Origin of the sequence: Acidocella sp. KAb 2-4, assembly GCF_020567705.1 — a bacterium.
GTDB lineage: Bacteria > Pseudomonadota > Alphaproteobacteria > Acetobacterales > Acetobacteraceae > Acidocella.
The window spans coordinates 30,456-41,318 of sequence record NZ_JAJDJU010000022.1; the positions used below are offsets into that span (position 1 = coordinate 30,456).

Annotated in this window: 11 protein-coding genes; 7 read left to right on the forward strand and 4 right to left on the reverse strand. The window is 66.2% G+C overall.

All coding sequences use genetic code 11. The features are described from left to right. Position 1 precedes the first annotated feature (1 nt). On the reverse strand, positions 2 to 2,599 hold the full coding sequence (gene acnD, locus LI953_RS12730) for a Fe/S-dependent 2-methylisocitrate dehydratase AcnD (protein ID WP_227076467.1): 2,598 nt from the start codon (positions 2,597 to 2,599) through the stop codon (positions 2 to 4). Next, positions 2,596 to 3,294 carry a GntR family transcriptional regulator gene (locus tag LI953_RS12735; protein WP_227076468.1) on the reverse strand — a complete coding sequence of 233 codons (699 nt, stop codon included), beginning with the start codon at positions 3,292 to 3,294 and terminating at the stop codon, positions 2,596 to 2,598. The genes acnD and LI953_RS12735 overlap by 4 nt, the downstream gene beginning before the upstream one ends. Positions 3,295 to 3,660: 366 nt before the next feature. On the opposite strand from LI953_RS12735, the gene LI953_RS12740 reads away from it, so the two are divergent. Genes LI953_RS12740 through LI953_RS12760 form a run of 5 tightly spaced genes read left to right on the forward strand, consistent with a single transcriptional unit; the run spans position 3,661 to position 8,110 of the window. After that, positions 3,661 to 4,653 carry a hypothetical protein gene (locus LI953_RS12740; RefSeq protein WP_227076469.1) on the forward strand — a complete coding sequence of 331 codons (993 nt, stop codon included), beginning with the start codon at positions 3,661 to 3,663 and terminating at the stop codon, positions 4,651 to 4,653. 10 nt (positions 4,654 to 4,663) lie between these two features. After that, positions 4,664 to 4,936, forward strand: a complete 273-nt coding sequence (locus LI953_RS12745) for an MmoB/DmpM family protein (RefSeq protein WP_227076470.1) — start codon at positions 4,664 to 4,666, stop codon at positions 4,934 to 4,936. Between the two features lie 19 nt (positions 4,937 to 4,955). Next, entirely contained in the window at positions 4,956 to 6,470 is a 1,515-nt protein-coding gene (locus tag LI953_RS12750; RefSeq protein ID WP_227076471.1) for an aromatic/alkene/methane monooxygenase hydroxylase/oxygenase subunit alpha, read from the forward strand. Between the two features lie 12 nt (positions 6,471 to 6,482). Further along, complete coding sequence (locus LI953_RS12755; protein ID WP_227076472.1) at positions 6,483 to 6,848, forward strand: phenol hydroxylase subunit P4; 366 nt, start codon at positions 6,483 to 6,485, stop codon at positions 6,846 to 6,848. A gap of 50 nt (positions 6,849 to 6,898) precedes the next feature. After that, on the forward strand, positions 6,899 to 8,110 hold the full coding sequence (locus LI953_RS12760) for a TIGR03862 family flavoprotein (protein WP_227076473.1): 1,212 nt from the start codon (positions 6,899 to 6,901) through the stop codon (positions 8,108 to 8,110). Here the strand turns inward: LI953_RS12760 and LI953_RS12765 are convergent. After that, positions 8,107 to 9,003, reverse strand: a complete 897-nt coding sequence (locus LI953_RS12765) for a LysR family transcriptional regulator (RefSeq protein WP_227076474.1) — start codon at positions 9,001 to 9,003, stop codon at positions 8,107 to 8,109. The two genes, LI953_RS12760 and LI953_RS12765, sit on opposite strands and share 4 nt — an antisense overlap. A gap of 139 nt (positions 9,004 to 9,142) precedes the next feature. Between LI953_RS12765 and LI953_RS12770 the strand changes: the two genes are divergently transcribed. Together LI953_RS12770 and LI953_RS12775 are read left to right on the forward strand one after the other, a co-directional pair. Beyond that, positions 9,143 to 9,475 (forward strand): hypothetical protein, encoded by a 333-nt coding sequence (locus LI953_RS12770; protein WP_227076475.1) that lies wholly within the window; start codon positions 9,143 to 9,145, stop codon positions 9,473 to 9,475. A 271-nt stretch (positions 9,476 to 9,746) separates the two neighbouring features. Continuing rightward, positions 9,747 to 10,079: a hypothetical protein gene (locus LI953_RS12775; RefSeq protein WP_227076476.1), complete on the forward strand. Its 333-nt coding sequence runs from the start codon at positions 9,747 to 9,749 to the stop codon at positions 10,077 to 10,079. Positions 10,080 to 10,094: 15 nt separating this feature from the next. Here the strand turns inward: LI953_RS12775 and LI953_RS12780 are convergent, their stop codons facing one another. Beyond that, positions 10,095 to 10,718 (reverse strand): glycine zipper family protein, encoded by a 624-nt coding sequence (locus LI953_RS12780; protein ID WP_227076477.1) that lies wholly within the window; start codon positions 10,716 to 10,718, stop codon positions 10,095 to 10,097. Positions 10,719 to 10,863 lie beyond the last annotated feature (145 nt).

The window sequence follows — 10,863 nt, forward strand, 5'->3', positions numbered from 1 at the left end:
ATCACTCCGCCGCCTGCGCCGCTTCCAGGAAGTCCTGCGCGAAGCGCTGCAGCACGCCGCCCGCCTCGTACACCGACACTTCCTCGGCCGTGTCCAGACGCGAGGTCACGGGCACCTCGGTGGTGCTGCCATCCTTGCGGTGGATCACCAGCGTGAGATCGGCGCGCGGCTTGCGCTCGCCCTTCACGTCATAGGTCTCGGTGCCGTCCAGCCCCAGGGTGAGGCGGGTGGTGCCGGGCTTGAACTCCAGCGGCAGCACGCCCATGCCGATCAGGTTGGTGCGGTGGATGCGCTCGAAGCCCTCGGCCACGATCGCCTCCACACCGGCCAGGCGCACGCCCTTGGCCGCCCAATCGCGCGAGGAGCCCTGGCCGTAATCGGCGCCCGCCACGATGATCAGCGGCTGGCGGCGGTTCATGTAGGTCTCGATCGCCTCCCACATCCGCATTACCTGGCCTTCCGGCTCCACGCGGGCCAGCGAGCCCTTCTTCACCGCGCCATCCGGGGCGCGGACCATCTCATTGAGCAGGGTCGGGTTGGCGAAGGTGGCGCGCTGCGCCGTCAGGTGGTCGCCGCGATGGGTGGCGTAGGAGTTAAAATCCTCCTCCGGCAGGCCCATCTTGGCCAGATACTCGCCCGCCGCCGAGTTGGGCAGAATGGCGTTGGAGGGCGAGAGATGGTCGGTGGTGATGTTGTCGCCCAGCACCGCCAGCGGCCGCATGCCGCTCAGCGTGCGCTCGCCGGCCAGCGCGCCCTCCCAATAGGGCGGGCGGCGGATATAGGTGCTCTGCGCGCGCCAGGCGTAAAGCGGGCTCACCTGCTTGCGCGCGCCGCGATGGCCGAACATCGGCTCATACACTTTCTGGAACTGCTCGGGCTTCACCGAGGACGCGACCACGGCGTCGATCTCCTCGTCGGAGGGCCAGATATCCTTGAGGCGGATTTCCTTGCCATCAGGGGTGATGCCGAGCACGTCCTTCTCGATGTCGAAGCGGATGGTGCCAGCGATGGCATAGGCCACCACCAGCGGCGGCGAGGCCAGGAAGGCCTGCTTGGCATAGGGGTGGATGCGCCCGTCGAAATTGCGGTTGCCCGAGAGCACGGCCACGGAATACAGGTCGCGGTCGATGATCTCCTGCTGGATCTTCGGGTCCAGCGCGCCGGACATGCCGTTGCAGGTGGTGCAGGCGAAGGCGACGATGCCAAAGCCCAGCTTCTCCAGATCGGCGGTCAGCCCGGCCTCGTCCAGATACAGCGCCACGGCCTTGGAGCCGGGGGCGAGCGAGGATTTCACCCAGGGCTTGCGGGTGAGCCCCGCCTTGTTGGCGTTGCGCGCCAGCAGCGCGGCGGCGATCACGTTGCGCGGGTTGGAGGTGTTGGTGCAGCTGGTGATGGCGGCGATGATCACCGCGCCATCCGGCATCTTGCCTTCCTCCAGCGTCCAGGGCGCGGCCACGCCGCGCTCGGCCAGGGCCGAAACCGGCAGGCGGCGATGCGGGTTGGAGGGCCCGGCCAGCGTGCGCACGACGGAGCTGAGGTCGAATTTCAGCACGCGCTCATATTTGGCGTCTTTCAGCGTGTCGGCCCATAGCCCGGCGGTGCGGGCATAGGTCTCGACCAGCTTCACCTGCTCCGGCGCGCGGCCGGTGAGGCGCAGATACTCGATGGTCTGCTCGTCGATCGCGAACATCGCCGCGGTGGCGCCGTATTCGGGGGCCATGTTGGAGATGGTGGCGCGGTCGCCGATGGTCAGGCTCGACGCGCCGGCGCCGTAGAATTCCAGATAAGCGCCGACGACCTTCTCCTTGCGCAGGAACTCGGTGAGCGTCAGCACGATGTCGGTGGCGGTGATGCCGGGCTGGCGGTGCCCGCTCAGCTCCACGCCGATGATGTCCGGCAGGCGCATCCAGGAGGCGCGGCCGAGCATCACATTCTCGGCCTCCAGCCCGCCGACGCCCACCGCGATCACGCCCAGCGCGTCGACATGCGGGGTGTGGGAATCGGTGCCGACCAGCGTGTCGGGGAAGGCGACGCCATCCTTGCTGAAGACCACCGGCGACATCCGCTCCAGGTTGATCTGGTGCATGATGCCATTGCCCGCGGGCACCACGTCCACATTGTCGAAGGCTTCCTTGGTCCAGTTGATGAAGTGGAAGCGGTCCTCGTTGCGGCGGTCCTCGACGGCGCGGTTCTTGGCGAAGGCGTCCTTGTCAAACCCGCCATATTCCACCGCCAGCGAGTGATCGACGATCAGCTGCACCGGCACCACCGGGTTCACCTTGGCCGGGTCGCCGCCCTTATCGGCAATGGCGTCGCGCAGCCCGGCGAGGTCCACCAGCGCGGTCTGGCCCAGAATGTCGTGGCAGACCACGCGGGCGGGGTACCAGGGGAAGTCGAGATCGCGCTTGCGCTCGATCAGCTGCTTGAGCGAGGCGGTGAGCTGCGACGGCTCGCAGCGGCGCACCAGGTTCTCGGCATGTACGCGCGAGGTATAGGGCAGCCCGGCCCAGGCGCCGGGGGCGATCGCCTCGACGGCCTCGCTTGCGTCGAAATAATCCAGCCCGGTGCCGGGCAATGGCTTGCGGTATTTTGTGTTCATGCGCTGGTTTCCTTCGGGATTTGGCGTTCGATGTTGAGGCGGGAGGTGCGGATGTGGCGGCGCATCAAAAGCTCCGCCAGCTCGCCATCGCCTTCGGCGATGGCGTCAAGAATCCGGTGATGCTCAGCGAAGGCCTGGGCCGGGCGGTGCGGCGTGGCCGAATATTGGATGCGGTACATGCGCGCGAGCTGGTAGAGTTCATCGCAGAGCAGGCGGATGAGCATGCCGTTGCCGCTGCCCTGCACGATCCGGTAATGGAAGTCGAAATCGCCTTCCTGCAGATAATAGCCGCGCCCGGCCTGGAAGGCTTCGTCGCGCTCATGCTCGCGCAGCACCCCGCGCAGCTCCTCCACCTCCTCCGGGCGCATGCGCTCGGCCGCCAGCCGGCAGGCCAGCCCCTCCAGCGATTCACGGATCTGGTAGAGTTCGCTCAATTCCTGGCGGCTGAGCGAGGCCACCCGCGCCCCCACATGCGGGATGCGCACGATCAGCTTTTGCCCCTCCAGCCGGTGCAGCGCCTCGCGCAGCGGGCCGCGGCTGATGCCATAGGCGCGGGCCAGCTCGGGCTCGGAAATCTTGCTCCCCGGCGCGATCTCGCCCTTCACGATGGCCGATTGCAGCAGCCGCAGCACATGGTCCGAGAGGGTCTCGCCCTCGGCCGCGCCGCCGCTCAGCATGGTCTGCGCTTTCTGCATAGTGTTGACAATAATCTGCCTATTGCCCCGAAATTCGCCTGATTTCTAAGTCGCGCCCGTCAGATTGTCAACAATAAAGCCAATTGCCCGGCGCCCCGTAATTTCATACTCGAACGGTATGCCGCGCGGCGCAAAAAAGTATTTTTCCACCATCGCGTGATCCCGAATACTCCGCCCAACATCAACAGACGCCGAGGAAACCCCATGCGAGACGGCACCAAGCCGCGAGGGCGCCGCTAAGGCCGGCCCGCCCGCCACAGCATGACATGAGACCACGCCGATCACCGCCCGCCCACCCGGGCCGGGAACGGGGCGCCGCGCCGTTTTTTGCCCCCCGCGCCGCCGCAACAAAAAAGGAGAGGAATTTTGAGCGTCCAGATCAAGACCGTGGATTTAACGCCCAAGCGGCAGACTTTCGCCCATGTCGCCCGGCGCCTGGGCGGCGACAAACCGGCCACGCGCTACCAGGAAGCCACGCTGGACCTGCAGGCGACCGAGAATTTTCACTACAAGCCGCTTTGGGAGCCGCAATTCTGGCAATATGACACGCGCAAGACCGCGGTGGTGATGGCGGATTGGTACAAGCCGCTCGACCCGCGCCAGTATTATTACGGCAGCTACAACATCGCCCGCGCCAACATGCAGAGCGCCGGCGAGCGCAATTTCACCTTCGTCGAGGAGCGTGGGTTGCTGGCGACGATCTCCGACGCCGAGCGCGCGCGGGTGACCAGCCTGTTGCTGCCGGTGCGCCATCTGCACTGGGGCAGCAACATGAACATGGCCGAGATCTGTCAGCGCGGCTATGGCACGGCCGTCACCGCGCCCTGCATCTTCTCCGCCGGCGACCAGCTCGGCATGGCGCAGATCGTCAGCCGCATCGGCCTGGCGCTGGATGGCCAGACCGGCGCCTGCCTCGCCGCCGCCAAGCAGGGCTGGATGAGCAACCCCGCCTGGCAGGGCGTGCGGCAGATGATCGAGGACACGCTGGTCCAGCGCGACTGGTTCGAACTGTTCACCGCGCAGGTGCTGGGCGTGAACGAAGTTGTGCTGAAACTGGTTTACGGCGCGCTGGAGCAGGCTTTTCCCGAATCCGGCCTGGCGCTGGCCATGCTCACCGGGTTCATGGCCGATTGGGCCGCCGACGAGACGCGCTGGAGCGACGCGGTGCTGAAGACCGTGGCCGCGGAATCGGAGGCGAACAAGGCGCTGATCTCCGGCTGGGCGGAGCGCTGGATCGCGCGCGCCGTGACGGCGGCGGAGCCGCTCAGCGCCGCGCTGCTGGGCGACCATGGCGCCGCCGCCCGCGCCGCGGGCGACGCCGCGCGCGGGCACGGGCGCAAGCTCGGCCTGGCGCTGTAAGGGGGCGATGATGACACAGCTCGCCTCCATCACGCTGATGCGCAACGACGACGCCCGCCCGATCATCGACGCCATCATGGCCGATAATCCCGATGTGTGCGTGCTCAACATGCCAGGCGCCGTCAAGCTCGATTGCGATGGCCGCCTACGGGTCAACCGCGCCTCGGTCGAGGAACGCATGGGCCGCGCCTGGAGCCCGCAGGAGATCCAGCTCGTGCTCGTCTCCATGGCGGGCAATCTGGAAGAGGATGACGACCAGTTCACCCTGAGCTGGCACAAATAAGAGCGAGGGAAAAACCGCAATGACCGCCAAGAAACTAAGCCTGAAGCAGCGCTACGAGTTCCTCACGCGCGATCTCGACTGGGAGCCGAGCTACCAATCCGCCGACGACATCTACCCCTACGACAAATTCGAGGGCATCAAGATCAAGGACTGGTCCGGCTGGGAGGACCCGTTCCGCTTGACCATGGATTCCTATTGGAAATTCCAGGCGGAAAAGGAGCGCAAGCTCTATGCGGTGATCGACGCCTTCGCCCAGAATAACGGCCAGACCGGCGTTTCCGATGGCCGCTACATCAACGTGCTGAAGGTCTTCCTCACCGGCATCTCGCCCGAGGAATACCAGGCGCATCGCGGCTTCGCCTTCACCGGGCGGCATCTGCGCGGCGCGGGCACGCGCGTCGCCTGCCAGATGCAGTCGCTCGACGAGCTGCGCCATGTGCAGACGCAGATCCACACGATCAGCCATTACAACAAATATTTCGATGGCATGTCGGAATTCCCGATCCAGCATGACCGCGTGTTCTATCTCTCGGTGCCGAAGAGCTTCTTCGACGACGCCCGCACCGCCGGACCGTTCGAGTTCATGGTCGCGGTCGGCTTCGCCTTTGAATACGTGCTCACCAATCTGCTGTTCGTGCCGTTCATGTCCGGCGCCGCCTATAATGGCGACATGTCGACGGTGACCTTCGGCTTCTCCGCGCAATCGGATGAAAGCCGGCACATGACGCTGGGCATCGAGGTGATCAAGTTCCTGCTCGAACAGCACCCGGATAATCTGCCGATCGTGCAGCGCTGGGTGGATAAATGGTTCTGGCGCGGCTTCCGCCTGCTCGGCATCGTCGCCGCGATGATGGACTACATGCTGCCCAAGAAGGTGATGAGCTGGAAGGAGGCATGGGATATTTATTTCGTCGAGGCCGGCGGCGCGCTGTTCCAGGATCTCGCGCGCTATGGGCTGAAGATGCCGAAATATGCCGATATCGCCACCGAGGCTGGCGAGCATATCTCGCACCAGAATTGGGGGCTGTTCTACCAGCTCTGCCATGTCGCCGGGTTCCATGCCTGGATGCCCGATGCCGAGCATCTCGACTGGCTCTCCGCGAAATACCCCAACACCTTCGACAAATATTACCGCCCGCGGTTCGAGATGTGGGCGAAGCAGGAGAAGGAGGGCAAGCGCTTCTTCTTCAACGGCCTGCCGCAGCTCTGCAGCTGCTGCCAGCTGCCGATGCTCTACACCGAGCCCGGCGACCCCACCAAGACCTGCTTTCGCAGCTCGGTGTTCAAAGGCACGCGCTATCATTTCTGCTCCGATGGTTGCAAGGACATCTTCGACGGCGAGCCGGAGAAATATGTCCAGTCCTGGCTGCCGGTGAACCAGATCTTCCAGGGCAATTGCGGCGGCGCCACCGTTCCGGAAGTGTTGGATTGGTACAAGATCAATGTCGGCGTCGATAACGGCGATTATGTCGGCTCGCCCGACGAAGCCCTGTGGAACGCCTGGACCGCGCAACGCTTCAGCGAAGCCAGCTAAGGAAACACACGCATGTCTGTTGTCGCCATCACCCCCGATTACGAGGACTACATCGAATACCGCGATGAGCAATCGCTCTATCACGGCGCCATGCTCGTCTATGTGCATTGGGAGGAGCATATCTCCTTTGTCTCCGCCTTCGGCGTACCGCTGCCGCCCGGCACGCCGTTCGGCGCCATCTGCGAGATCGCCATGGGCATCTATGGCGATCACCCCGATGCCGCGCGGATCGATTGGAGCCAGGCGGAATGGATGATCGATGACGAGCGGGCAACGCCCGATTTCGGCAAGTCCATCGTCGAGAACGGCATCGGCCATAAATCGCTGATCCGGTTCTGGACGCCCGGCCTGCACGGCTATCAGGGCACCGCGAACTGACACGCCCCGCCGCTCTGGCGTTTCCGCGCCGGGGCGGTGCATAAGGGCGCGTGACCACGCATTTCCCTTCTTCGCGCGCCGCCATCATCGGCGGCGGCCCCGCCGGGCTGATGGCCGCCGAGACCCTGGCCGAGGCCGGGGTGGCGGTCACGCTGTTCGAGCGCATGCCCAGCCTCGGGCGCAAATTCCTGATGGCCGGGCGCGGCGGGCTCAACCTCACCCATTCCGAGCCGCTGCCCCGCTTCCTCGCCCGCTATGGCGCGGCGGCGGAGTGGCTGGCGCCGCACATCGCCGCCTTTCCGCCCGAGGCCCTGCGCGCCTGGTGCGCCGGGCTGGGGCAGGAGACCTTCATCGGCAGCAGCGGCCGCGTGTTTCCGGTGGCGATGAAGGCCAGCCCGCTGCTGCGCGCCTGGCTGCGCCGCCTGCAAGGGCTGGGCGTGAGCATCGTCACCCGCGCCAGCTGGGCGGGCTGGGACGAGGCCGGGCGGCTGCGCTTCGCCGATGGCCGCGTCTTCGCCGCCGATGCCACGGTGCTGGCGCTGGGCGGCGCCTCTTGGCCGCGCTTGGGCAGCAACGGGGCGTGGACGGCGCTGCTCCCCGATGTCGAGATCGCGAAGCTGCGCCCGGCGAATTGCGGCTTCACCGTCGGCTGGTCAGCGCGCTTCGCCGAAAAATTCGCGGGCACCCCGGTCAAGCGCGTCACCCTCACCTGCGCCGGTGTCACCGTGCCGGGCGAGCTGATGATCACCAGCGACGGCATCGAGGGCGGCGCGGTCTATGCCATCTCCGCTCTGGCGCGCGAGGCCATCGCCCGCGACGGTGCGGCGGAGCTGCGCCTCGATCTGCGCCCCGAGCTCACCGCCGCGCAGCTCGCCCAGCGCCTTGCCGGCGGGGGCAGCGAATCGCTCTCCACCCGGCTACGCAAACAGGCCGGCCTCTCCCCGGTGGCGATCGGGCTGGTGCAGGAAGCCCGGCATGCCGGCGCGGCGGCCGACCTGCCCGCGCTCATCAAAGCCTTGCCCCTGCGCCTGCTGGCCCCCTCTGGCCTGGCGCGGGCGATTTCCACTGCCGGCGGCATCCGCCTTGCGGAGCTGGATGATGCCCTGATGCTGCGCCGCCATCCCGGCCTGTTCGCCGCGGGCGAGATGCTGGATTGGGAAGCCCCGACCGGCGGCTACCTGCTGCAAGCCTGTCTCGCCACCGGGCGCGCGGCGGGGCAGGGGGCGCTGGCTTGGCTGCGCCAGCACGGGCAGGCGGTTTAGCGCCCCGGCGGCGCGAATGTCTCGATCAGGAAATCGGCGAAGGCGCGCAGCTTCGCGGTCAGGTGCCGTCCGGGCGAATAAACCATGTGGACCGGGATCGGCGGCGTCGAGTACTCGGGCAGCAGCCGCACCAGCCGCCCCTCGGCCAAGGCTGGCGCGACCAGAAAATCCGGCAGAAAGGAGAGCCCCTGGCCCAGCAGCACCACCGCCAGCAGCGCCGCCGCGCTGTTGCTGCGCACATTGCCGCTCACCTTCACTGTCTCCACCGAGCCGTCGGCGCGGGTGAACCGCCACGCCCCGCCCAGCTGCGGCGTGAGCAGGCTCAGGCAGTTATGCCCGGTCAGCGCCGCGGGTGAGTCCGGGGTGCCGTGTTGCGCCAAATAGGCGGGCGCGCCGCAAAGCAATGTGCCGGTGCTGCCCAGGGTGCGGGTGATGTAACTCGACTCGGGCGGCTGGTTCATCGTCACCGCCATGTCGAAGCCTTCCTCCACCAGATCCACATAACGGTCGGTCAGGATCAGCTCGACCGTCACGCTCGGATAGGCGGCGGCGAAGCGGGGCAGGGCCGGGGCGATTCTGGCCGTGCCCAGCGCGAGCGGCGCGCTCAGCCGCACCAGGCCGGTCGGCGTGTTCTGCAACTGCCCGGCCACGTTCTCCAGCGCCTCCAGCTGGTCGAGCAATTCGTGGCATTGCTCGTAATAGACATGGCCGATTTCGGTCAGGCTGACATGGCGCGTGGTGCGGTTGAGCAGCCGCACGCCGAGCGATTCCTCCAGCTCGCGCACATGCTTGCTGATAATGGTGGGTGACACCCGCAACGCATGCGCGGCCTTGGTGAAGCTGCCGGTTTCCGCGACCCTGGCAAAGGCGGTCATTTTGGCGAGACGGTCCATGCCACCAATATTATTAACCAGCGGTTCAAAGACAAAGAGAAATTCTCCTGATTATCAATTTTGTCCGAGGGGAGCATATCCAGCCGCGGAAAGACGGTTGAAGCCGCCTCTCAATCGCAAACCCCAAAGGACAATTCCCATGCGTTTCTCCGCTTATGCCGCCGCTCTGGCCGCTGCCTCTCTGCTGAGCCTGGCTCAGCCCGCCGCCGCCGCTGGTTCGTTCGCCCCGGCTCCCGCCGTGCATGTTCATGCCGCTGGCCTTGAGAGCCAGGCCCAGCTGGCCGCGCAGCTCAGCGCCCAGGGGTATAGCAATGTCGCCCTGACCTCCGCCGAGCCGAGCCTGGCCAACCCGCATCCCGAGCTGAACCCGAGCGAGAGCGGCAACCCGGCGCAGACCCCGGTGCGTGACGGCTGGAACGGCACCGCCCAGAAAGACGGGCAAACCGTGCAGGTTTATGCCTCTCACTCGTAAGTAAACCAAAGCACCTACATATCAGCCATGCGGCCCGTGTGGCGGGGGTCTCCTCCGCCGCCGGGCCGCGGCCGTTTTTGGCGGTCTGCTGGCCTTTTGCGCCCATTCGGCGGGCGCATGCCGCCGCTAGATCCAGATTATGAACTATTGGTGCAAAGACAAAGAGAAAAACACCAGATTATCAAATCAGACGCGCTGGAGCATATCCGCTGGCGGAAAGACGGTTGTAACCGCCTCTCATTTGCAACACGCAAACTCAAGGATCATTCCAATGCGTTTCTCCGCTTCCGCTGCCGCTCTGGCCGCTGCCTCTCTGCTGAGCCTGGCCCAGCCCGCCGCCGCGATGGGGTTCTTCGGCCCCACCCCGTCGGTGAAGGTGCCCGCCGCCGGGCTGGAGAGCCAGGCGCAGCTGGCCACGCAGCTTCAGGCCGAGGGCTATAGCAACGTTACGCTGAGCGCCGCGGCGCCGTCTCTGGCCGACCCGCACCCCGAACTGAACCCGACCGAAACCAGCGCCCCGGCGCAGACCCCGGTGCATGCCGGCTGGAACGGCACTGCGGTGAAGGACGGCAAGATTGTGCAGGTTTACGTCACCCGCTCGTAACCAGGCGTTCCCCCGCTAATGATGTAGCCTGTGTGGCGGACCAAAATCGCCGCCACCGCGCCCGTCGAATCCGTAGAAGAAGGTGATCGGCGGGTAGATATAGCCGTAGCCCGGATAGAACGCGTAAGCTGGCGGATACGGCATATACGGGTAATACCCCGCGGGCGGCGGCGGGTAGCTGTAAACACTGGCTGGCGGCAGGGTGGGCACCTGGTTGCCCATCGCCGCCATGCACTGGGCGTAGGTGGTGTCATAGCGCCACTGCAGCTCGCCCGCTGTGTCCTGCGCCATCGCGGCTCCCTGGGTGGCGCCAATCACCAGCCCGGTACCCGCGCCAATGGCCGCCCCCGCCCCGGCATTACCTGCCGCCGCGCCAAGCAGCGCGCCTGCGGCGGCGCCGATCACCGTGCCGGAAACAGCTGCGGCCGCGCCGTTCTGCTCGCTCGCCTGCGACGCGCCTTGTGCCTGATACCCGATGCTTTGCGCCGCCTGGTTACGGCAATCGTAATCATCCGCCTGGAAGGCGTCGAAACTCTTACCCTGGCCGGGCGTCACCATGATGCTCGGCCCCATGGGTGGCGCCACGGCACAACCGCTGAGCAGCGCCATGGCGCTGACAGCGAGAAGACGGGTGTTCATGCCAGACCCCCTTTCACACAAGGCTGGATCACACCCCGCACCCTAACGAGGCCCGCCGCCCCGCGGCATTGATTTTCGTCAACAGCCCGGCGCGGCGGATCGGCTAACACTCAGTCAAATGCGTGTTTTCGCCCGGTCCGCCGTG

Excerpts from the sequence above, each read along its gene's own strand:
- LI953_RS12745 (WP_227076470.1), top strand. The coding sequence starts at position 4,664 with ATGACACAGCTCGCCTCCATCACGCTGATGCGCAACGACGACGCCCGC.
- LI953_RS12775 (WP_227076476.1), top strand. The coding sequence starts at position 9,747 with ATGCGTTTCTCCGCTTCCGCTGCCGCTCTGGCCGCTGCCTCTCTGCTG.
- LI953_RS12780 (WP_227076477.1), bottom strand. The coding sequence starts at position 10,718 with ATGAACACCCGTCTTCTCGCTGTCAGCGCCATGGCGCTGCTCAGCGGT.
- LI953_RS12765 (WP_227076474.1), bottom strand. The coding sequence starts at position 9,003 with ATGGACCGTCTCGCCAAAATGACCGCCTTTGCCAGGGTCGCGGAAACC.
- LI953_RS12755 (WP_227076472.1), top strand. The coding sequence starts at position 6,483 with ATGTCTGTTGTCGCCATCACCCCCGATTACGAGGACTACATCGAATAC.
- LI953_RS12750 (WP_227076471.1), top strand. The coding sequence starts at position 4,956 with ATGACCGCCAAGAAACTAAGCCTGAAGCAGCGCTACGAGTTCCTCACG.
- acnD (WP_227076467.1), bottom strand. The coding sequence starts at position 2,599 with ATGAACACAAAATACCGCAAGCCATTGCCCGGCACCGGGCTGGATTAT.
- LI953_RS12735 (WP_227076468.1), bottom strand. The coding sequence starts at position 3,294 with ATGCAGAAAGCGCAGACCATGCTGAGCGGCGGCGCGGCCGAGGGCGAG.
- LI953_RS12770 (WP_227076475.1), top strand. The coding sequence starts at position 9,143 with ATGCGTTTCTCCGCTTATGCCGCCGCTCTGGCCGCTGCCTCTCTGCTG.